The 20,981-nt window shown below is 42.8% G+C and carries 20 protein-coding genes; 8 read left to right on the top strand and 12 right to left on the bottom strand.

Annotated elements, in window-relative coordinates; genetic code table 11:
* Positions 1–35: 35 nt before the first annotated feature.
* Positions 36–2,411: an LPS-assembly protein LptD gene (locus GHNINEIG_RS08645; protein ID WP_135796275.1), complete on the bottom strand. Its 2,376-nt coding sequence runs from the start codon at positions 2,409–2,411 to the stop codon at positions 36–38.
* Positions 2,412–2,561: 150 nt separating this feature from the next.
* Here GHNINEIG_RS08645 and GHNINEIG_RS08640 point away from each other — a divergent pair, with 150 nt between their 5' ends.
* The 4 genes from GHNINEIG_RS08640 (at position 2,562) to yaaA (ending at position 5,584) form a co-directional block, all read left to right on the top strand.
* Positions 2,562–3,584: an aminoglycoside phosphotransferase family protein gene (locus tag GHNINEIG_RS08640; RefSeq protein ID WP_135796274.1), complete on the top strand. Its 1,023-nt coding sequence runs from the start codon at positions 2,562–2,564 to the stop codon at positions 3,582–3,584.
* Between the two features lies 1 nt (position 3,585).
* A complete protein-coding gene (gene murU, locus GHNINEIG_RS08635) occupies positions 3,586–4,278 on the top strand; it encodes an N-acetylmuramate alpha-1-phosphate uridylyltransferase MurU (protein ID WP_135796273.1) in 693 nt (230 codons plus the stop codon).
* Between the two features lie 138 nt (positions 4,279–4,416).
* On the top strand, positions 4,417–4,683 hold the full coding sequence (locus GHNINEIG_RS08630) for a hypothetical protein (RefSeq protein ID WP_135796272.1): 267 nt from the start codon (positions 4,417–4,419) through the stop codon (positions 4,681–4,683).
* Positions 4,684–4,807: 124 nt separating this feature from the next.
* Positions 4,808–5,584, top strand: coding sequence for a peroxide stress protein YaaA (gene yaaA / locus GHNINEIG_RS08625; protein WP_135796271.1), 777 nt, complete (start codon positions 4,808–4,810; stop codon positions 5,582–5,584).
* A gap of 105 nt (positions 5,585–5,689) precedes the next feature.
* Here the strand turns inward: yaaA and hslO are convergent, their stop codons facing one another.
* The 11 genes from hslO to GHNINEIG_RS08570 all read right to left on the bottom strand — a co-directional run bounded on the left by hslO (position 5,690) and on the right by GHNINEIG_RS08570 (position 16,268).
* Entirely contained in the window at positions 5,690–6,565 is an 876-nt protein-coding gene (gene hslO / locus GHNINEIG_RS08620) for an Hsp33 family molecular chaperone HslO (protein ID WP_189636865.1), read from the bottom strand.
* A 27-nt stretch (positions 6,566–6,592) separates the two neighbouring features.
* Positions 6,593–7,606 (bottom strand): lipoyl synthase, encoded by a 1,014-nt coding sequence (lipA, locus tag GHNINEIG_RS08615; protein ID WP_135796269.1) that lies wholly within the window; start codon positions 7,604–7,606, stop codon positions 6,593–6,595.
* Positions 7,607–7,702: 96 nt separating this feature from the next.
* Complete coding sequence (gene lipB / locus GHNINEIG_RS08610) at positions 7,703–8,332, bottom strand: lipoyl(octanoyl) transferase LipB (RefSeq protein WP_135796268.1); 630 nt, start codon at positions 8,330–8,332, stop codon at positions 7,703–7,705.
* 20 nt (positions 8,333–8,352) lie between these two features.
* Entirely contained in the window at positions 8,353–8,637 is a 285-nt protein-coding gene (locus tag GHNINEIG_RS08605; RefSeq protein WP_135796267.1) for a YbeD family protein, read from the bottom strand.
* A gap of 21 nt (positions 8,638–8,658) precedes the next feature.
* The gene (locus tag GHNINEIG_RS08600) at positions 8,659–9,534 is read right to left on the bottom strand and encodes a D-amino acid aminotransferase (RefSeq protein ID WP_135796266.1); all 876 of its coding nucleotides are present in this window, start codon (positions 9,532–9,534) and stop codon (positions 8,659–8,661) included.
* Positions 9,535–9,548: 14 nt separating this feature from the next.
* A complete protein-coding gene (locus tag GHNINEIG_RS08595) occupies positions 9,549–10,739 on the bottom strand; it encodes a D-alanyl-D-alanine carboxypeptidase family protein (RefSeq protein ID WP_135796265.1) in 1,191 nt (396 codons plus the stop codon).
* 141 nt (positions 10,740–10,880) lie between these two features.
* Positions 10,881–12,011: a rod shape-determining protein RodA gene (gene rodA / locus GHNINEIG_RS08590; protein WP_135796264.1), complete on the bottom strand. Its 1,131-nt coding sequence runs from the start codon at positions 12,009–12,011 to the stop codon at positions 10,881–10,883.
* Positions 12,001–13,818 (bottom strand): penicillin-binding protein 2, encoded by a 1,818-nt coding sequence (gene mrdA, locus GHNINEIG_RS08585; RefSeq protein ID WP_223260867.1) that lies wholly within the window; start codon positions 13,816–13,818, stop codon positions 12,001–12,003. Before mrdA ends, rodA begins: the two co-directional genes overlap by 11 nt.
* A 5-nt stretch (positions 13,819–13,823) precedes the next feature.
* Positions 13,824–14,327 (bottom strand): rod shape-determining protein MreD, encoded by a 504-nt coding sequence (mreD, locus tag GHNINEIG_RS08580; protein WP_135796262.1) that lies wholly within the window; start codon positions 14,325–14,327, stop codon positions 13,824–13,826.
* Positions 14,317–15,159, bottom strand: a complete 843-nt coding sequence (gene mreC / locus GHNINEIG_RS08575; protein ID WP_135796261.1) for a rod shape-determining protein MreC — start codon at positions 15,157–15,159, stop codon at positions 14,317–14,319. Before mreC ends, mreD begins: the two co-directional genes overlap by 11 nt.
* A gap of 62 nt (positions 15,160–15,221) precedes the next feature.
* The gene (locus GHNINEIG_RS08570) at positions 15,222–16,268 is read right to left on the bottom strand and encodes a rod shape-determining protein (protein ID WP_011371051.1); all 1,047 of its coding nucleotides are present in this window, start codon (positions 16,266–16,268) and stop codon (positions 15,222–15,224) included.
* Between the two features lie 399 nt (positions 16,269–16,667).
* Here GHNINEIG_RS08570 and gatC point away from each other — a divergent pair, with 399 nt between their 5' ends.
* The 4 genes from gatC to htpX all read left to right on the top strand — a co-directional run bounded on the left by gatC (position 16,668) and on the right by htpX (position 20,963).
* Positions 16,668–16,955, top strand: coding sequence for an Asp-tRNA(Asn)/Glu-tRNA(Gln) amidotransferase subunit GatC (gene gatC, locus GHNINEIG_RS08565; RefSeq protein WP_135796260.1), 288 nt, complete (start codon positions 16,668–16,670; stop codon positions 16,953–16,955).
* Positions 16,956–16,974: 19 nt separating this feature from the next.
* Positions 16,975–18,429 (top strand): Asp-tRNA(Asn)/Glu-tRNA(Gln) amidotransferase subunit GatA, encoded by a 1,455-nt coding sequence (gatA, locus tag GHNINEIG_RS08560; RefSeq protein WP_135796259.1) that lies wholly within the window; start codon positions 16,975–16,977, stop codon positions 18,427–18,429.
* Positions 18,430–18,444: 15 nt separating this feature from the next.
* Positions 18,445–19,872 (top strand): Asp-tRNA(Asn)/Glu-tRNA(Gln) amidotransferase subunit GatB, encoded by a 1,428-nt coding sequence (gatB, locus tag GHNINEIG_RS08555; protein ID WP_135796258.1) that lies wholly within the window; start codon positions 18,445–18,447, stop codon positions 19,870–19,872.
* Positions 19,873–20,066: 194 nt separating this feature from the next.
* Positions 20,067–20,963 carry a protease HtpX gene (gene htpX, locus GHNINEIG_RS08550; protein ID WP_135796257.1) on the top strand — a complete coding sequence of 299 codons (897 nt, stop codon included), beginning with the start codon at positions 20,067–20,069 and terminating at the stop codon, positions 20,961–20,963.
* Positions 20,964–20,981: the final 18 nt, after the last annotated feature.

Below are 20,981 nucleotides of genomic sequence, written 5' to 3'. Positions count from 1 at the left end.
ATTGTTACGTTTGCAGTACAGCTTGTCAAAATCGATTAAAAATTCAGCTTATTATTTAAATATTTTTTAAACGGGGTTCCGACCGAACTGAGTCCTTTAAATTCGATTAAATATTGGATGCTGTAATTATACAGGCCATTATCGAGTTGTGTTTCTTTAACAGACAGCTCTGAAGCCCAGCAACAGCTGTCATAGCGTAACGCATTTTGAACTTCTGTTTTACGCTCCTGCGTAAAGTTATAATTGATGTAACTGCCAAGCGCCCATTTATCATTGATTTGCCAGTTCAGTCCCGCCGCCAAGTCTTCCTGTTCACCGGGTAAGTTATTATTGGTGATCGTATTGGTCATTAAAAATTTAAAGCGAGGAGATATATCGTATTTTAAGCGATTGTTGGCGTTGGTGAGTTCATAATTGTGATAAGAATACTGACTGGTCGAGGCAAATTGAAAAGGGCCAACTGTCATGCCAAGTTTGACAAAGTAATCCGACATATGGGCTGTGTTCTGCGCCAGTTCTGTTTGAGTCGGTGTGTCGTTGAGGGTCACTTTTCGGTCTGCTAAGTAAAAGATTTGCCCAATCCCTGCTTCCGCTATTGGGCGACCATCTTGTTTTAAGAAACGTGTGGATAACGCCGCTGAAACCTGGTTGGTATCGCCGATACGATCCATTCCTGAAAAGCGATTGTAAGTGAATAGGTTACTGAAATCCAAACTTTTATAGACGGTATCGAATAAAGGAATTTGAGATTGCTTTTGATACGGTACATACAAGTATTGCAGCTCCGGTTCAAGTGTTTGAACCATGGCTGTGTCGCCCACCGTAAAGTCCCTTTCAAAGATAAGCCCGCCTTTTAAGGCGTATTGAGGGACATTGATATTATGCTCTGGGCTTCCAGTATTGTTGAACCCATTGTCTTGCATGAAATAGTTAACTTTATTGGCGACAATTTCGGCTTTCAAGCTGCCATAGGGTTTGAGGAGATTGTATTGAGCTGACGGTGCTAATACAGTTCTTAGCGCCTCCGGCTTGGTGTGTCCAGTGGTTGAAATTTGAAATTCGGTGGATTCGGCCGCTAAGTTCACACTGGTGTTTTCAAGAAAGCCTGATTGAAACGGGTGATAGTAGTTTAGCGTCACTTCGGGTCGTTTTTCATAGTTGTAAGGCGCCGTTTCTCTCAAGCGTAAGTAATCCAACAGTTGGACGCCCGCTTGTAAATTACCTTTGGCATAGTTCAGGCTAGCATAACGCGGTGTATAAGACACTGTGTCTAAAGCCGATTCCACTGGAATATCAGTATAAAAGTATTTATCCGACACTTCATGCCAGAGCAGGTTGCTTGAGAGCCCAGAACCCCATTGTTGGTTGGCAATAAGTTTTCCGCGCCAGCGCTGATCAATTTTTTTGCCATAAGCCGGTTGTCCGCTGGCATCAATATAACTCAATCCTTCTTTTTGAGTGACTTGGTCATTCAATCCGGTTAAGGTCAGTTCAGCGCTGTGGCCGGGTTTTAAATAGCGGAATTCATTTTCGACCACCCAGCCGCGGTCTTGCATTTTGAGCACAGTTAAGGTGTCATCATAGTTAGGCGCTAAGTTGAAATAATAGGGAATCGCAACATAATTTTCAGCCGTTTCACGCGTGAGTGATCGGTAACTTCCAATGGTCGGGAATAAAAAACCGCTGGCACGATCATCCATAGGAAAATCGATGTATGGTGTATAAAATACCGGAATGGTTTGGAAGTACAAAAAGGTGTTATAACCGTAAATTCGGCGACGATTGTTATCAATGTCCAATCGATCAAAGTCGAGTTCCCAGTCGTACTTGGTATCGGTGACGATATTGCCATTACGTGCTTGCCAGCTGTATTCAACAATCGGGCAGGTGGTGTACGTTGCATCGTCCAGTTGAGCCAGTTGCGTTGTTTGGTTGATGTCGACTTGCTTCGCTGTGCCGTGCGAGCGGTTGGCGGTAAACTGAAACTGAGTGTGTTTGATCTGGGCTGTTTTGGCTTGTTGGTCAATATGAGCGGTGCGCCCTGTGACAATTAAGTCCTTACGGTGAAGTTGCACTTGGCCGAATATATTCGCCTCTTGTGTTTGGCGGTTTAGGCGTACATGATTGGATAAAACCACCAGGCCTGGCTGTTTTAGCACCACATTTCCGGTCAGCTTGTAGGTAAGAGCGTTCGGTTGTTGTAAGGTATCGGATTGTGAAGAACTTAATGAAGTTTTGTCGGGAATGCGTTGAGGGGGCGCAATCCAGTTGGGTAAACACTCCGGCTTGGTTTGATTAGATGTGGCAAGTGGCGAGAGAGGTGTTTCATTGGCCGCCGCCTTCGCAAACAGTGGTCCCCACAAGATGAGACAAGAAAAAAGTAGCAAAAATGAATGAGTGCGAATTGACATCCAGCTTTAAATCGTGAATTATGAATAATTTAGGTATTTTACCTGAAAGAACTGGGATAAGTTACCTTTCAACCATTAAAATATGACATCCGTTTCTCTGAAGCGGAGATAAGTTTAAACAAACGGGCACCGAAGAATTGAGACAACAACATGACTGAACGATTTCAGCAATTACTAAGCTGGCTAAATACCTGTAAATTTTTAGAAAACACCGATTTTACCCAACCTGAACCCGCTTCAAATGACGCCAGTTTTAGACGATATTACCGCATTTCGGTTACTCCGATTTCCGGTCAGTCTTTTACCGTGATTATTATGGATGCCCCTCCTGAACATGAAGATTGTGAACCATTTGTGCGCATCGCGGTGCAGTTAAGTCAGATGGGATTAACCGTGCCCGATGTGTTGGAGAAGGATTTGCGGCAAGGGTTTTTATTGCTAAGAGATCTTGGAAATGACACTTATTTGTCTCAGTTGACGGAACAATCCGCCGAAGCGTTATATCGAGATGCATTGCAAGCGCTAGTGACGTTGCAAGTAAAGGGCAAAGTGGACGCTAAGACGCTGCCTGAATACAGTGTTGATTTACTGAACACAGAGATGAATTTATTCACCGACTGGTTGCTGGCTGAGCATCTCGATATTAGGCTGTCGACATCGGAACAACAACACTGGTTCCAATTGCAGAAACGGTTGAGTGATTCGGCGCGTAATCAACCACAAGCTTATGTGCATCGTGACTATCATAGTCGTAACTTAATGGTGGTGTCTGAAGGCAATCCGGGCATTTTAGATTTTCAGGATGCAGTGAAAGGACCGTTGACGTATGATGCGATTTCGATGTTACGCGATTGCTATATTACTTGGCCTAAAGAGCAGGTTGTTGAGTGGCAGCGTGAATATTTCTTGTTGTTAGCCAAGGCCAATATGGTATCCAAACAGGATTGGTCAGGATTCGTGAAGGCAATGGATCTCATGGGCGTTCAACGCCATTTAAAAGCCTCAGGTATTTTTGCACGTTTGTATCACCGGGATGGTAAAGCAGGGTATTTAAATGACATTCCCACCACTTTGAATTATGTTTTTGAAGTTGGACAACGGTACCCAGAAACCCAATCATTGGTTCGTCTGTTAGAGTCCAAAGTGTTGCCGGCAATGGAAAGAGGGGCTTAGTTTGGAGCATCAATCATTATCCAACTATAAAGCGATCATTCTGGCTGCGGGCAGAGGCAATCGGTTGCGTCCTTTAACCGATGAATTGCCGAAGCCATTGGTAGAGATTCATGGTCAATCTTTGATTGAATATCATCTGCACGCCTTATCTCAAGCAGGGGTTCAACAAGTAGTGATTAACCATGCCTGGTTGGGTCAGATGATTGAAGATAAATTGGGCACGGGAGCATCTTATGAAATGCAAATCACTTATTCTCCCGAACCGGAAGGGGGGTTGGAAACCGCTGGTGGTATTGTGAAAGCCTTGCCACTATTAACCGATGGTAAAAAGCCTTTTTTAGTAGTGAATGGGGATGTGTTTACCGATTTTAATTTTGCTGCATTGGCACAAGTAACCTTACCAAAAGATAGTTTGGCGCATTTAATTCTTGTGCCCACACCTTCCTTTAAAACGCAGGGAGATTTTGGTTTGGATAAAGACGGAAAAGTGATGATTACTGGAGATTATACCTTTTCAGGCATCAGTTTGTTGCACCCTGATTTATTCTCCGGTCTCGAACCAGGTGTTATTCCGTTAGCCCCTGTTTTAAGAGATGCGATGAAAGACGGTCGAGTGACAGGAGAAATCTATTCTGGTCGGTGGGATGACATTGGCACCCTTGAACGTTTAGAGGCTGCACGAGAGAATTACTGAAATTAATTGTTGTGATAGAAAAATTTGACTTGGCTTTTGTCATAGCAAGCGTATATTAATAGATGAAGGAGGTTAAAAACCGACTTTGAAGTTAAAACAAACCTAATTGTTAAATATACATGTACGCTAGGAAAATGAATGAGTCATAAGCATAAAGTTATTATCGAAAAAGTGTTTTCCCACCCAATCGCAAGTAATATTGATTGGAAAAAATTAGCCGCAACATTAGAGCATTTTGGCGCTAAAATTGATGTTTCGAATGCCAATAGAGCCCATATCATTCTAGACGATGCAGAGTTAATTTTAAGTTTGCCGCACCATGCGCATGAACTGACAAGTAAGGAAGATGTAACCAAATTACGCCACTTCTTAGAGGCTCAGGGCATTACGCCTGACAGTTTATAAAAAAGTGCGGATTCTGTTGTAAAAAGGGAAGCTTGCTTCCCTTTTTGTTTTTTGGCGCTACAATACTTTCAGATGGAATAAGGACTGCTTTTGAGGTCCTGGTGTTGATAATAAAGGAAAGAATATGTTGTTTTTAGTTTCTCCCGCTAAGGCACTCGATGAAACGCCCGCGCCGGAACAAATCGAAAAAACATCGTTGGCCTTTGGGCAACAAGCCAAGCAGTTGATGGATGAACTTAAACAGCTTGGACCAGTCGATGTTGCACAACTAATGCATTTGAGTGACAAGTTAGCCGAGTTAAATTATGAGCGATTTCAAGCATGGCAATATCCTTTTGATGACAAACAATCAAAGCAAGCGGCATTGCTGTTCAAAGGAGATGTTTACCAAGGCTTGGAAGCGAGTTCTTTAGCCCCTAAGGAGTTAACTTATTTACAAACGCATTTACGTATTTTGTCTGGTTTATATGGGCTGTTAAAGCCGCTAGATGGTATTTTGCCATATCGTTTGGAAATGGGGACGAAGTTTCAAAATGCTAAAGGCAAAGATTTGTATGCTTTTTGGGATGATCAAATTACAGAATTGTTGAATCAACAATTAGCAGAGCAGAACTGCCATATTGTGGTGAATTTAGCTTCCAATGAATATTTTAAAGCCGTTAAGAAAAAGCAATTGAATGCCGATATTATCACGCCGCAATTTAAAGATTGGAAAAACGGTCAATATAAGATGATCAGTTTTTATGCCAAACGTGCACGTGGACTCATGGCTCGCTATGCGGCGGTCAATCAGGTTGAGCAAGCCGAGGATTTAAAATATTTTGATTATGATGGTTATCAGTTTGCGCCAGATTTATCATCCGAGAAAGACTGGGTGTTTACTCGAAAGCAAACAGATTAGGCTCGATTTACTGGTGTGCTCAGCAAGAGCCTGCTTAATAAAAACCTGCTCAATAAAAACCGCCAGGCCTGGCGGTTTTTCGTGTCAGTTAACCTGATGCGTTGTTTACTGTAAAGTCTGGCTGGAGTCAGCCTCAGAAGAGGCCTCGTTAAAAAGTTGATCAATATCTTCTTTAGTGTAGCGTAAATGAAAATTACAAATTTCATTGTGAATCACGATTTCCCCTTGTTCTTCTAAGATTTTGCGTGCTTCAGCTTCGCCTAAAGATAAGATCATATCATCCACTTTGGATTTGTCCTGCGGACAGTCGTAATTCACTTCCTCTGGTGTGTAAAGTTCAATCACTTCTTCATGAAAGAGTCGGTGCAGTAACGGTTCTGCTTCAAGCTCAATGAGTTCTTCATCGGTGACAGTATCCGTGAGTAAATGGATACGCTCCCAGCCATCTTCATCATGATCATCTGTAGTCGGCATTTTTTGAATCAGAACGCCACCCACGCCTGTGTCATTGGCAGCGAGCCATAATTTGGACGGCTGTTGGTCTGATTGGCTCAAAAACGTTTCAAATGCTTTGGCTATATTGTTTTCTTCGCGCGGCACATAAGACTGGAAAAAGCTTTGCGTTTGCGTGTTTTCCATTGTCACCAAGATTTGTCCATCCCCCAACAACTCATCCAAAGAGGATTGGGTTGTCAATGCGGCGTTGGTTTTTGCCACACCCCGAATCTTCAAATCATGAGTCGCCTCTACTAATAGCAGATTAACCGGACCGCTTCCCTGGACTTGGATTGAGACTTTGCCTAGATGTTTCATGCCATTCGCCAACATAATCGCGATAGCAGTCAATTCACCAAGCACCTTGGTCAGTTCAGGCGTGTAATGACGTTCTGAAATCATTTTTTGCCAGGCCTGGTCAATTTGGAGGTGCTGTCCTCGAATATTCAGGTCTTTAAAAAGGAAGCGTTGAATATGGTCTTGCATAATGATTAATCCTGCTTAAAGAGAGAGTTAACTAAATTGACCTTGCGCTTGTAAGTCGGCATGGTATGAAGAACGTACCATTGGGCCTGATGCAACATGGGTGAACCCCATTTCCATGCCTGCTTGTTCCAGTTGCTTGAATTCTTCTGGAGTCCAGTATCGTTGCACCGCTAAATGGAAATCGGAAGGTTGTAAATATTGTCCCACCGTCAGCATTTCAACATCATGGGCTCGAAGATCACGCATGACTTGTAAAATTTCATCGAAGGTTTCTCCTAATCCCACCATTAAACCGGATTTGGTTTTGGTTTCTGGAACCAATTTTTTAAAACGTTTTAACAGGTCTAAAGATGCTTGGTAATCTGCCCCTGGACGAGCTTCTTCATATAAACGAGGCACCGTTTCTAAATTATGGTTTAGAACATCGGGCGCTTGTTGTGCCAGAATATCCAGCGCCACTGTCAGTCGACCTCTGAAATCAGGCACCAGTGTTTCAATTTGAATATCAGGCATTTTGTCGCGAATGGCTTGTGTACAATTTTTAAAATGCGTTGCGCCACCATCGCGAAGGTCATCACGATCTACCGACGTAATGACTACATAATTTAAATTCATAGCGTGAATGGTTTCTGCCAGATGTCGAGGTTCATCTTGATTTAAAGGGTTGGGGCGACCATGGGTCACATCGCAAAAGGGGCATTTTCGAGTACAAATATGTCCCATAATCATAAACGTCGCGGTGCCATGCCCAAAACATTCTCCGAGGTTTGGGCAGGAAGCTTCTTCGCAGACCGAGTTCAATCCTTGTTCTCGTAAGACTTGTTTCAATTCTTTGACACGACCAATGTGTTTGGCTGAAGGAAGCTTGGCTTTGATCCAGCTGGGTTTCTTCAGCTTAGGTTGCGTAGGGTCTGGGCGGTTTTTCAGCGATTTGGTTTTGTATTCCCCTTTCGACATGGATTCATTGCGCGCTTTCAAACTGTTTTTTTGCAGTCCGGAAATCGAATCGAGAGAAACTTCTTGGTATTGGGGAGTACTCATAAACTGAAAAGCCAAATAAAATAAAGAAGTTATTATAGAGCTTAGTGGGATTTATTCAAGAAACCATCAATAGCAGACGGCTAAAAGATAGCTGAATTAAGGACTGATTTCGGGTTGCAATTGATGACACAATGCTTTTACCAGCGCCGTTTGGCTAGTGTGTAGATCAGGTTGTTGAATAAAGTGGGAGACCTGTGTCATTTGTATTCCTTCTAAGCCGCAAGGTGTAATCCAGCTAAAAGGGGTTAAATCCATATCAAGATTGAGCGCCAATCCATGATAGCTTTTTTGTTTTCTGATTTTGAGTCCTAAAGAGGCGATTTTTTGACCCTCTACATAAACCCCAGGAGCGTCTGGTCGAGCTTGGGCTGAAATGCCTAAACTGCGCAAAAACTCAATAATGGCGTTTTCCATTCGATGCACTAAATCACGAACCCCTAGTTGAGCGCGCTTTAAATCGAGTAGAGCATAGATAATGATTTGGCCTGGGCCATGATAGGTGACTTGCCCGCCACGATCCGTTTGTATAATGGGAATATTTTGTTGCAACGCAAAGGCTTGAAGGTGTTTGGCTTGACCATTTAAACCTTGTGTAAAAACCGGGGGATGTTCCACTACCCAAAGTTCATCAGGTGTGCTGTCGGAGCGTTCATCTGTGAAACGTTGCATCGCTTCCCAGATGGACTCATAAGGCTGTAACCCTAGATATTTGATTTGAAGAGACATTTCAACGTGGCTGTAACAATTTACAATGTCATTAGAACTTCGGGGTGTTGTTTTAATTCACCATAGATATTGTGTAGCTGCTCTAAACTGGTGGCGTGAAAGGTAATATTGACTGAAATAAAGTGTCTACCTTTTGAGTCCTTGATGTAAATATTGTCTCTTGAAGCATCTGGAGCATACTTTTTGGTGATTTCATAGACGGTTTCAACCAGTGTGCCGCTGTTTTTTCCCATGGCTTTCAGTTTGTAATCACACGGAAAATCAATTAACGATTCTTTATCGGGGGTATGTAAATCGACAGTCATAAAAGGATACTCGTTTGTTTATTAAGTTAACTGTTGGATAAACTGTTGTTTGGTTTCTTCGAAATACTGCTGAATTTTTTGCCAGACAGGTCCGGGTTTACCCTGACCGATGAGATGACCATTCAGTTCCGTCACCGGAAGAGCATCTTTGGTTGAGCTGGTCAGCCAGATTTCATCTGCATTTTCTAAGTCGCTTAAAGTTATATCCGTTTCCGAAAGGGGAAGACTATGTTGCTCCGCTAAGGATTGAATGACAGAGCGCGTGATGCCTGGAAGAATACGTGATCCGTTTTTAGGGGTGAATAAAGCATCGTTTTTCACAATAAAAACATTGTTGGAAGTGCCTTCTGCGACCAATCCATCCCGGTCGATAAGAATGGCATCGTCTGCCCCTTGGTTTTTAGCTGCCATCTTCATCATGATGTTTGGCAATAAGGTGATGGCTTTAATGTCACAACGAAGCCAGCGAATATCGTCCAGGGTAACTGCCTTTATGCCTTGATTGATAATGGCTTCTGAAACCGGTTTGAGCTCATTCGTGTAAGCATAAAGTGTTGGCGATAAGCAGTCGGCGGGCAAGTGGTCTCTTTGCATTTGCACACCTCGTGTGACCTGTAAATAAATATACTGGTTTTTCCAAGGATGCATATCGACCAATTTTTGTAACAAGCGCTCCCAAGCATCGTCCTCTAAAGGATTTAGAATAGAAGTGGCCTTTAAGCTGTTTTTGAGTCGCTCCAAGTGGTCTTGAAACGTAAAGAGCTTTTTGCCATAAACAGGGATCACTTCATACACGCCATCCCCAAATAGAAACCCCCGATCTTGAGGAGAAATTTGTGCTTTCTCTATGGGAATGAATTCGCCATTTAAATAGGCTATTTGCCCTGTTTTTTGCATGAAAAATTCCTTAATTAAAGCCCAATAAGATCAAAGAGGCTTTTAAAAAGGAGCTTTATCTGGTCAATGATTTTTTTGAAGAATGAACCTTCTTCAATTTCCGATAAAGCAACCAATGGTCTTTCTTCAATGGTGTCGCCGTTTAAAGTGATAAACAACTTACCGAGTGGTTTTTCTTCAGCAACAGGGGCGATGATTTCAGGCTGAATGGATGACTCAATTTTTAAATTTTTGTATTGACCACGAGGAATGGTGACATAAAGATCATCCGTTAAGCCTAGTCCAACAGAATCTTTTTGACCTTCCCAAATACGTGCATCATTTAAACGTTGTCCATTGTCATACAGTTTATGCGTCTCGAAAAAACGGAACCCGTAGTTCAATAGTTTTTGGCTTTCCTGAATACGTGTTTTGGCACCGTCAGTTCCTAAAACAACGGAAATTAAACGCATATCATCACGTTTTGCTGAAGCGACCAAGCAGTAACCCGCTGACTCGGTATGACCCGTTTTTAACCCATCAACGGAAGGGTCTTGCCAGAGTAATTTATTGCGGTTGTATTGGGTAATGCCGTTAAAGGTAAATTTCTTTTGCGCATACCATTTGTATTCTTCTGGAAACTTAGTGATTAATGCTCTGGCTAAAATCGATAAATCATGAGCCGTTGTATAGTGATCAGGATTTGGTAGACCTGTTGCGTTCATATAGTGAGTGCCGGTCATGCCTAAAGAAGCGGCATACTTATTCATAAGTTCGGCAAAAACTTCTTCACTTCCTGCAATATGTTCTGCAAGCGCAACACTGGCATCATTACCAGACTGGATAACCATTCCCTTGATTAGGTTTTTAACGGAAACCTTTTTACCAACCTCGATAAACATTTTAGAGCCGGGCATTTTCCAAGCCTTAGGAGAAATAGTCACCATGTCATCCAGATGAATGTTTCCATTGGCCAATTCGTTAATGACTACGTATCCTGTCATGATTTTAGTTAAGCTGGCAGGTTCCACGCGCATTTCAGGGTGGCTGCTGGCAATGATTTTGCCACTATTGAAGTCAATCAGAATGTAAGCTTCCGCCGCTGTTTTCGGTGCAGAAGGCACGACATGCGGAATAGGGGCAACGGGTTGCGATTGAACTGTTTTTGCCGCAGAAGGTAACGCGATTGCGAAAAGAGTGAAAAATAAACCTAAAATTTTAATCATTGAGATGCGTCTTTAAATACTATTAATAATGTTAATAATTTAACACACTTCTCTTTAAATCAAAAGAGAGGAAGCGGCATTAAACAGGGCTTAAGGATGGATAAATAATGGAGGAATATGAATAAGCGATATTCCAGTCTTCTAAGATGTTAAAAGTTTTTTATGGGTGTGGATAGACATTAAGATGCCAAAGCTGACCATTAAAGTGACTAGAGAGCTTCCTCCATAACTTAAAAGCGGAAGAGGGAGGCCTACAACAGGTAATAACCCACTGACCATGCCGATGTTGACAAAAACATAGACGAATAATGTCATAACAAGACTGGCTGCCGTCAGTCGTGCAAAGTTTTCCTGTGCTTGCGATGCAATGTAAAGACCACGGCCAATCACAAAAAGATATAACAGTAGTAAGCCTGTGACGCCTATTAATCCGAATTCTTCGGCTAGGACGGAAAAAATAAAATCTGTCGTGCTTTCTGGTAAGAACTCCAAATGTGCCTGAGTGCTTCCCATAAACCCTTTACCTTCGATACCGCCTGATCCAATCGCTATTTTGGATTGAATGATATGATAACCTGTGCCAAGAGGATCCGATTCAGGATCTAAGAAGGTTAAAACTCGCTGTTTTTGATAATCATACATGTAAAAGTTCCAAACGATAGGTAAGCTTGCCGCGACTAGTCCTGTTGCAGATAATATCCATCGCCAGGACAGACCGGCAAAAAACAGGACAAACAACCCGCTCATCGCTATGAGAATAGAGGTTCCCAAGTCTGGTTGAACAATAATTAAACCGGCAATGAGGCCAACAAGGCCTAACCCAATAAGCATTTTTTTATTAGGAGGGGGGAGTGAATCATGGGCAAACAACCAAGCAATCATCATAGGGAGTGCCAGTTTCATAACTTCGGACGGTTGAAAACGGAAGAAGCCAAAATCTAGCCAACGTTTAGCCCCTTTGCCGATATCACCAAACAGCAGAACACTGATGAGCATTAGGGTTCCCACGCCAAAAACCCAAGGCGTGTAAATTTTTAAAATATTCGGTGGGATTTGAGCAAAAACAAGCATTAGAAAGAATGCAAAGCCAACGCGAACAAGGTGACGAGATAACACTTCTTGGTCTGCACCGGACGCGCTGAAAACGATTAAGCTGCCAGTGACGATCAATAGCGCAATTCCTAGCAATAACCAACCATCCAAGTGAAGCGAGACAAGAATGCCTCGATTCTTTCGGTAAACTTTTTCTCTAGCAGGTAAGTCAATTTTCATCTTGTAACTCAGAAAGATAGTATTTAGTAATGTCCACCGCCACCGGGGCTGCTTTTAAAGTCGAGTTTTCAACAATGACACTGATGGCAATCTTTGGCTTCTTGACAGGAGCAAATCCAATGAACAAAGAGTGGTCGCGTAAGCTTTTTTTAATGTTCTCTTCGTCATATTCGCCTTCGTTTAAGCTGAAAACTTGAGCCGTTCCTGTTTTGCCCGCCATTTTGAAAGGAAGGTCTCTGCCGTATTTTCGTGCGGTTCCTCTTGGGCTGTGTAAAACATCCATCATGGCTTTAATCACTTTTTCCCAGTTTTCGATATTCTGAATGGGGATTTGTTCTTTTTTGGTCTGCTCATTGTCTTTGAGCAAGTGTGGCTCAACGATCTCTCCTCGGTTAGCCATAATAGAGATCGCTTTTGCCAATTGTAAAGGCGTGCTTAAAAAATAACCTTGGCCAATGGCGGCAATGATGGTTTCCCCTTTATACCACGTTTGGCCTTTCACGCGGCTCTTCCAGGCTTTAGATGGTAAGATGCCGACGGACTCATTGTATAAATCAATCTTTGTATGGTGACCGAACCCGAAAGGGTAAAGTGAATCATGAATCAGGTCGATTCCCATATTTAAACTAAGCTCGTAAAAATAAGTGTCGCAGGATTGTGCGACAGCATCATTCATGTCAACTAGGCCGTGTCCCTGCCTTTTCCAATCCCGATAACGATGGTCTTTAAACTCAAGAAAGCCAGGGTCGAATATTTTTTTATAGGGAGAAATAATGTTGTTCTCAATGGCGGCTAAGGCGACAAAAGGTTTGATGGTAGAGCCAGGTGGATATTGACCATTGATCACGCGATTAATAAGAGGACGGTTGTGGTCTTTTAAAAGCTCTTGGTATTTCACTTGACTAATACCATCGACAAATAAGTTTGGATCGTATCCGGGCGTACTGACATAGGCGAGTATTTCACCGGTTTTAGGGTCGGTGACAACAACGGCGGCTTTTTTTCCATCCAAATAGTTTTCGATATATTGTTGCAATCGAATGTCGATTGTAAGCTGAATGTTTTTGCCTGGCTTTGCGGGAACACTTTCCAGTTTTTGAATGACGCGACCGCGAGCATTGGTTTCAATCTGTTGTAACCCTGGTGAACCGTGTAATAGAGATTCATAGTATTTTTCGACACCGAGTTTCCCTATGACATCGGTTCCAGCATATTTGGATTCACTTAATTTACTAAACTCTTTTTGGTTGATTTTTCCTACATAGCCAATGGCATGCACCGCTGATTTATTGAAAGGATACATCCGTTTAAGCTTGGCCACCAGTGTAATGCCAGGGAGCTGGTAGCTATGACCAGCAAAGCGTGCCGCTTCTGCTTCTGAAAGTGTGTAAGGTAAATACAAAGGACGGTACTTACTAGTCACTTTGAGTCGATCAAAGAAGCGGGTAAGGCGTTCTTCAGAAAGGTTGGGGAGTAAGTCTTGAAGAGTTGAGAAGCTGTCTTGAATATTTTCTATTTTATCTTTGGAAAACTTTAAAACGAATACAGGTTGATTGTCAGCCAATAAAACATGGTTTCGGTCAAAAATTCGGCCTCGGACCGGTGGAATGGCTTCCACTGAAATTCGGTTTCCCTCAGACATGGAATGATAATGCTTATATCCAACCCACTGAAGATAACTCATCCGAACCCAAAGAAGAGAGAAGAAAATAAGTGCGAGTGCTAACGCAAAGTAAATTCGATTGCGAAAAAGCCTTTTTTGAAAAAAGATTTCGCTTTCAGTTTGATAGCGGTGTTTATTTCTCATACTCATTAACTAAAGACGGAGCGGTGAGTCAATTGATGCATGATTTGAGTTAGTACGGGCCAGATAAGAATGGCTAGTAATGGTTCAACCCAGTAATACAGCACGGCATTTCCGACTAAGACGGGGTGGAATATAAACCAGCTCATAATTTGGAATAAGATGAAGTAACTGCCGACAATGATGGATTGCTGCCAGAGAGGGTAGCCTTTAAACCTTAATCGTGAGCGTAGCATTAAGAAAGTGATGGTCACAAAAATTAAACTATGGGAGCCTAATGGGGTATTCATTGACGCATCAAATAGCAGACCTAGCGCAAAAGCTGAAAACAAGTGAGTCTGATTGAGGATTTGGGTCGACCAGAACAATAAAATTAACAGGGTAAGATAAGGCACGAAATTGATGTTAAAGCTTAAAATCATCATGCTATCAATCACAACGGAAACAAAGTAACTGAATATAAACAGCCATTTAATGTCCGAAAACCGCAGAGAGAAAACCTTATCGGACATGGTTATCACGCTCCGTTTTTTTAGACAAGATAAGTACCTTTTGAGACAGATTTAGATCTGCGACAGGCCGAGCAAAAATTTCATAATAAGGTTCACCTTTTAGAAGGTTTACTTGCCTCACCGTGGCAACAGGGTGTCCTTCCGGAAAAACATCTCCCAACCCAGATGTTTCAAGTAAGTCGCCTTCTTTGATGGAGCTAGAGTTTGGAATGAACATCAATGAAAGTTGATTGTGGCCTAAACCGTTAAGAATACCGCGTTGACCCGTTCGTTGAATTCTTACAGGCACTTGGATGTCAGGGTCTGTAATTAATTGAACGCGTGAAGATGACGGCGTCAAGGAGGTGATTTGTCCTATTAATCCTTTAGCATCAATCACAGTTTGATTGATTTTGACCCCATCTAGAGAACCCTTGTTTAACGTGTAGAATTGCGCTAGAGGTGTTTCGCTATAGGAGCTTACGTTGGCAATTTGAACGCTGGAAGAACTCATTTGACTGGCTGTTCCCAATAAACGGTTTAAGCGGTTAATCTCAAGTTTGAGCTTGCCCATTTGCTGCTGTTGTGCCTTGAGAAGTAAGTTTTCCGTTTCCAGTTGCTGGTTGCGCATTTGTAACTGGTTGATGGTGGTGTAGTCCTGTTGCATCCAATTATAGATGTCTAGAGGCAGAGTAGCCGTTCGTTCAATCGGATCGATTGTCGTGAGTAACACGTTACGAAAATTGGAAAGTAAATGGCTGTAATGATCCATTACCATTAATGCGATACTCAGGATAAAAAATAAAAGGAATTGTGTTCCTTCTTTTTGGGGTGAGGTCGTGCTGAGGTTAATAGCTAAGCCCTCCTGTGGTAGGAAGGCTTGTTATTCTTTTGAAAAAGGTAGAACCATTCATTTTAGTCAAAAGAAAAGACATCAATTCCTTTTTCATCCATAAGCTCTAATGCACGACCACCTCCGCGAGCAACACAGGTTAGAGGGTCATCAGCAATGATAACCGGAACACCAGTTTCTTCAGAAAGCATAATATTGATGTTGCGTAATAGAGCGCCCCCACCTGTTAAAACGATACCATGTTCAGCAATATCAGCTCCCAATTCCGGTGGCGTGTGCTCTAAGGCCGTTCTAACCGCACTGACGATTGCAGAAAGTGGCTCTTGTAAGGCTTCTAAAATCTCGTTGCTGTTAAGTGTGAAGCGACGAGGAACAGATTCAGCAATGTTTGCACCGTGAACTTCAAGTGTGTCTGGTTCAATTTCATGGTAAGCCGTTCCGATCTCTTTTTTAATTTTTTCAGCCGTTGCTTCCCCAATCACCATGCCGTAATTGCGACGAACATATTTGATAATGGCATCATCAAAGCGATCGCCTCCGACTTTAACAGAATCTGACCAAACAATACCGTTTAGTGACAGTGTCGCAACCTCTGTGGTACCACCCCCGATATCAACAACCATAGACCCTGTTGCTTCACTTACTGGCATCCCTGCACCGATGGCCGCCGCCATCGGTTCTTCAATAAGGTAAACTTCTCGGGCACCTGCGCCGGCAGCTGATTCACGAATTGCACGACGTTCTACTTGCGTTGAACCGCAAGGAACACAGACAAGCACGCGAGGACTTGGTTGGAAAAAACGTGCTTCATGCACTTTGCGGATAAAGGACTGAAGCATTTTTTCAGTCACTTCAAAATCAGCGATCACGCCATCTTTCATCGGGCGAATGGTTTGAATTTTTTGGTTTTCTTTCCCCAACATTCTTTTGGCGCCTTCCCCAACCGCAACAATAGAGCGAGAGTTTGACCCCTGGCGGTTATTCATAATCGCAACAACAGACGGCTCATTTAGAACCATGCCTTTGCCGCGAACGTAAATAAGAGTGTTCGCTGTTCCTAGGTCAATAGAAAGGTCGTTAGAAAAGAGTCCGATGATTTTACGAAACATTGAGGTTAGTCCTTAAAAATAGCTGATTTTAGTGGTTTCGAACAAAGTTCAAGCCGTAATCTGAAATTGAGATAACGCAATTGCCTTTTTACTTAATCCAAACTTCAAATGAATTTAATACGCTTTATTAAATTCTTGGTTATTCAAATCGGGAAAAATACCCAGAAAAATAACTAAAACATTTTATATCAAACTGGGGGTGAAAAGTCATCTATTTGCACCCAGAAATTTCATATAAACAGATGACGTCTCCTTATGGCTGAATCTTTATCTTAAAATTGATGCGGGTTTTTGTTGTTAAAGGTAAATGCAGAGGTTTTTTTAATCATTGTCTCTTTTTGAAAATAGCGAAATGTGGTAACTTAATAAGGTTTTAAATTTTTTAACTGGAGAGTTCCCGTGTCTTTAGAAAAAACTGAAGTCGATACGATTTCACGTCTTGCTGCTATTTCGGTTGATGCCTCAGAAGTCGATCAATTGACGGCTAAAATTTCTAATGTTCTTGATCTTTTTCAACGAATGGAAGCGGTGGATACAACAAATGTAGAGCCGATGTCTCATCCCTTGGATCAGGTTCAGAGATTAAGAGAGGATGTTGTGACTGAAACCGATCATCACGAAGAGTATCAAAAATTAGCACCCGCAGCCGAAAATGGCATGTATTTGGTGCCGCAAGTAATTGATTAAGAGACAGAGACGAACATAGATGCATACTTTATCTGTTAAGGAAATGAGCGAAAAGCTCCGAAATAAAGAAATTACCAGTGTTGCGTTGACGCAACATTATTTAGACCGTATTGATCAATATGACGGAGAGTTGAATGCCTACGTTACGGTCACACCGGAATTGGCAATGGAAATGGCCAGACAGGCCGATCAGATGATTGCTGAAGGCAAGGGCGGCTTGTTAACTGGAATACCGGTGGCGCACAAGGATATCTTTTGTACGTTGGATGTGAAAACCACGTGTGGTTCGAAAATGTTGGACAATTTTATTGCGCCTTACGATGCCAAAGTGGTTGAAGCTTCTCGAGCATTGGGAATGCCTATTTTAGGGAAGACCAATATGGATGAGTTTGCCATGGGGTCGTCTTCAGAAAGCAGTTATTATGGGGCGACCAAAAATCCTTGGGATTTGAAAGCGGTCCCTGGCGGTTCTTCTGGTGGGTCGGCTGCGGTGATTGCGGCTGGCTTGGCTCCTTTGGCAACTGGCTCCGATACGGGAGGCTCTATTCGTCAACCGGCTTCTTTCTGTGGCATAACTGGAATTAAGCCGACTTATGGTGCGGTATCCCGTTACGGTATGATTGCTTATGCCTCTAGTTTTGACCAAGGGGGACCAATGACGCGCTCTGCAGAAGAGTCCGCTTGGTTGTTGGATGTTATGGCCGGATTTGATGAGCGAGATTCAACCAGTCTTGAGCAACCTAAGCAAGACTATGTATCCGCTTTAAGTAATGACATTAAAGGCTTAAAAGTAGGCGTGCCAGCAGAGTACTTTGAAGAAGGATTGGATGACGGGGTTGCAACCACTGTTCGTGCTGCCATTGCTGAGCTTGAGAAACTGGGCGCTGAAATTGTCGAGGTCAGTTTGCCGAATAAAGATTTGGCTGTGCCCGCGTATTATGTCCTAGCACCAGCAGAAGCCTCATCTAACTTGTCGCGTTTTGACGGTGTGCGTTATGGTTATCGGTGCGAGAATCCAACAGATTTGAATGATTTATACACACGCTCTCGTTCAGAAGGATTTGGCGCCGAAGTGAAACGCCGAATTATGGTGGGGGCTTATGCTTTGTCTGCCGGTTATTACGATGCCTATTATTTGAAAGCGCAAAAGTTACGCCGAATGGTTCGGGACGATTTTGTTAACGCATTCGAACAATGTGATGTGATTGTTGGACCGGTTGCACCTACACCGGCTTTCAATATCGGAGAAAAATCTGATGATCCGGTCAGTATGTATTTAGCGGATCTTTATACGATTCCTGTTAATTTGGCAGGGATGCCTGCTATGTCTGTTCCAGCCGGTTTCTCAAATGGTCGACCTGTCGGTCTTCACTTAGTCGGGCCTTATCACAGTGAGGCGAAGTTGCTGAATGTCGCACATCAATATCAGCAAGTGACAAATTGGCATCAGAAAATGCCAGAAAGCTATCAATAAGTGGAGAGAGATAAGATGACTTGGGAAGTTGTAATTGGTTTAGAGATTCATGCTCAGTTAACCACCAAAACAAAGATTTTTTCAGGCTCCTCCATTGATTATGGAGCGGCGCCGAATACACAGGCAAACCTGCTGGATCTTGGAATGCCAGGGCAGTTACCTGTGTTAAACAAGGCCGTCATTCCGAAGGCAATCAAACTGGGCTTGGCTTTGGGTGCAGAGATTGGGCGTCGTTCAGTATTTGACCGAAAAAATTATTTCTATCCAGATTTACCGAAAGGGTATCAGACGTCACAATTTTCGTTTCCGATTGTCGATAAAGGCGGTGTGGTCGAGATTGAAGTGGATGGTGAAATCAAAAAGATTGGCGTTACTCGTGCGCATTTGGAAGAAGATGCCGGGAAGTCCATTCACGATGCTTTTCCTGGGCAAACCGGGATTGATTTGAATCGTGCCGGAACTCCCTTATTGGAAATCGTTTCGGAACCGGATATGCGTTCTGCAAAAGAAGCTGTGGCGTATGCGAAAAAAATGCATGAACTGGTACAGTATTTAGGTATCTGTGACGGCAATATGCAAGAAGGCTCTTTCCGTGTGGATTCGAATGTATCGATTCACAAGCCTGGTACGCCTTTTGGAACGCGTGCTGAATTGAAAAACATCAACTCTTTTAAGTTTATTGAGCAAGCTATTGAGCTTGAAATTGAGCGTCAGATAGAGGTGTTGGAGTCGGGTGGTCAAGTAGTTCAAGAAACCCGTTTATATGATGCAGAAAAAAATGAAACCCGTTCCATGCGAGAAAAAGAAGAAGCCAACGATTATCGTTACTTTCCTTGTCCAGATTTATTGCCGGTGGTTATTACAGAGGAAGACATTGAAGCGATACGTGCGGAAATGCCGGAAATGCCCGACGCGAAAAGAAACCGTTATGTCGCCGATTTTGGCTTGTCGGACTATGATGCCGCTTTCTTGACGGGATCTCGTGCGATGGCTGAGTATTTTGAAGCCGTTGTTGCGGAAACGAAAGAAGCCAAGCTGTCTGCTAACTGGGTCATGGGAGAATTGTCTAAATCTTTGAATCAAAAAGGCGTCGATATTTCGGATTCTCCTGTTTCAGCACAAATGTTGGCCGGGTTGATTGAGCGCATTCAAGACAATACGATTTCAGGTAAAATTGCCAAGCAGGTATTTGATGCTATGTGGTCTGGAGAAGGGACTGCAGATGAGGTCATTGAGCAAAAAGGCTTGAAGCAGATTACAGATTCATCAGCCATTGAAGCCTTAGTGGATGAGGTTTTGGCTAATAATGCCGCACAAGTGGAAGCCTATAAAGGCGGACAAGAAAAAATGTTCGGCTTCTTTGTCGGTCAAGTGATGAAAGCTTCACAGGGTCAAGCGAATCCGGCACAAGTTAATCAGGTTCTGAAAGATAAGTTGAAATAATGAGCTTGTTTGAAAAGCGGTCAGCAGGTCTGGTCGTTTTTTAGATTGTGAAGCAATTGTGACTTGTCGAAAAATTTACTTGAAAGTCTATAAAAAAACCTTATATTAATCATTAGCAATAGTTGATGAGACTAGCGTCTTACTGCATTACCTAATTAAAGTCGTTTTGACGAACCATTGGAGGTTTAAATTAAATGAAACGAATTGGTTTATTTTTATTAACAAACATCGCGGTTTTGGCTGTGGCCATGATTACGATGAATCTTTTGGGTGTGGGCAGCTACATGCAAGGGACTAGCCTTGATTTAGGGAATTTGTTTGCCTTTGCCGCAATCATTGGGTTTGCGGGCTCTTTTGTTTCTCTTGCCATGTCTAAATGGCTGGCAAAAATGTCCGTGGGCGCTCAAGTGATTAAACAGCCACGTAATGCGGATGAGCAATGGTTGGTAGAAACTGTGCGTCGTCAGGCTGAAAAAGCCGGTATTGGTATGCCGGAAGTTGCAATTTATGAAGGGGCTGAACCCAACGCGTTTGCAACCGGGATGACGAAGAACTCTGCCTTGGTTGCCGTGTCTACGGGGTTGCTACGTCATATGCGTCAAAACGAAGTTGAAGCGGTTCTAGGTCATGAGGTTGCTCATATTGCAAATGGTGATATGGTGACGATGGCTTTATTGCAAGGGGTTGTGAACACTTTCGTTATTTTCTTCGCAAAGATTGTCGCTTATGTCGTGGATCGTGTTGTGTTGAAAAACGAAAGCGAAGGGCACAGTATTGCTTTTATTGTTGTTGATATCGTGGCGCAGATCTTATTTGGCATTTTAGCGAGTATGATTACGATGTGGTTCTCACGTAAGCGTGAATTCCATGCCGATAATGGCGGTGCGTACCTTGCAGGTAAAGAAAATATGATTGCTGCATTACAACGTTTACAAACGATGCAGCCAGGTGAATTGCCTGATCAAATGGCGGCATTTGGGATTTCGGCAAGACCGTCTAACATTGGCGACCTATTCCGTTCCCATCCACCTTTGGAAAAGCGTATTGAAGCATTACGTGCGACAACGCAAGACCAGCTTAAAGTTGCTTAATTAGCGTTTTTATCTGAT

Origin of the sequence: Hydrogenovibrio crunogenus (assembly GCF_004786015.1) — a bacterium.
In the GTDB taxonomy this organism is placed as follows: domain Bacteria; phylum Pseudomonadota; class Gammaproteobacteria; order Thiomicrospirales; family Thiomicrospiraceae; genus Hydrogenovibrio; species Hydrogenovibrio crunogenus.
The sequence above is the reverse complement of the archived record's forward strand: the minus strand, read 5'-3'. Positions and strand labels throughout refer to the sequence as shown.

Excerpts from the sequence above, each read along its gene's own strand:
- hslO (WP_189636865.1), bottom strand. The coding sequence starts at position 6,565 with ATGCAAGACCATATTCAACGCTTCCTTTTTAAAGACCTGAATATTCGA.
- GHNINEIG_RS08630 (WP_135796272.1), top strand. The coding sequence starts at position 4,417 with ATGAGTCATAAGCATAAAGTTATTATCGAAAAAGTGTTTTCCCACCCA.
- gatB (WP_135796258.1), top strand. The coding sequence starts at position 18,445 with ATGACTTGGGAAGTTGTAATTGGTTTAGAGATTCATGCTCAGTTAACC.
- yaaA (WP_135796271.1), top strand. The coding sequence starts at position 4,808 with ATGTTGTTTTTAGTTTCTCCCGCTAAGGCACTCGATGAAACGCCCGCG.
- gatA (WP_135796259.1), top strand. The coding sequence starts at position 16,975 with ATGCATACTTTATCTGTTAAGGAAATGAGCGAAAAGCTCCGAAATAAA.
- GHNINEIG_RS08595 (WP_135796265.1), bottom strand. The coding sequence starts at position 10,739 with ATGATTAAAATTTTAGGTTTATTTTTCACTCTTTTCGCAATCGCGTTA.
- GHNINEIG_RS08605 (WP_135796267.1), bottom strand. The coding sequence starts at position 8,637 with ATGACTGTCGATTTACATACCCCCGATAAAGAATCGTTAATTGATTTT.
- lipA (WP_135796269.1), bottom strand. The coding sequence starts at position 7,606 with ATGAGTACTCCCCAATACCAAGAAGTTTCTCTCGATTCGATTTCCGGA.
- mreD (WP_135796262.1), bottom strand. The coding sequence starts at position 14,327 with ATGTCCGATAAGGTTTTCTCTCTGCGGTTTTCGGACATTAAATGGCTG.
- htpX (WP_135796257.1), top strand. The coding sequence starts at position 20,067 with ATGAAACGAATTGGTTTATTTTTATTAACAAACATCGCGGTTTTGGCT.
- mrdA (WP_223260867.1), bottom strand. The coding sequence starts at position 13,818 with ATGAGAAATAAACACCGCTATCAAACTGAAAGCGAAATCTTTTTTCAA.
- GHNINEIG_RS08645 (WP_135796275.1), bottom strand. The coding sequence starts at position 2,411 with ATGTCAATTCGCACTCATTCATTTTTGCTACTTTTTTCTTGTCTCATC.
- rodA (WP_135796264.1), bottom strand. The coding sequence starts at position 12,011 with ATGAAAATTGACTTACCTGCTAGAGAAAAAGTTTACCGAAAGAATCGA.
- lipB (WP_135796268.1), bottom strand. The coding sequence starts at position 8,332 with ATGTCTCTTCAAATCAAATATCTAGGGTTACAGCCTTATGAGTCCATC.
- GHNINEIG_RS08570 (WP_011371051.1), bottom strand. The coding sequence starts at position 16,268 with ATGTTTCGTAAAATCATCGGACTCTTTTCTAACGACCTTTCTATTGAC.
- GHNINEIG_RS08640 (WP_135796274.1), top strand. The coding sequence starts at position 2,562 with ATGACTGAACGATTTCAGCAATTACTAAGCTGGCTAAATACCTGTAAA.
- GHNINEIG_RS08600 (WP_135796266.1), bottom strand. The coding sequence starts at position 9,534 with ATGCAAAAAACAGGGCAAATAGCCTATTTAAATGGCGAATTCATTCCC.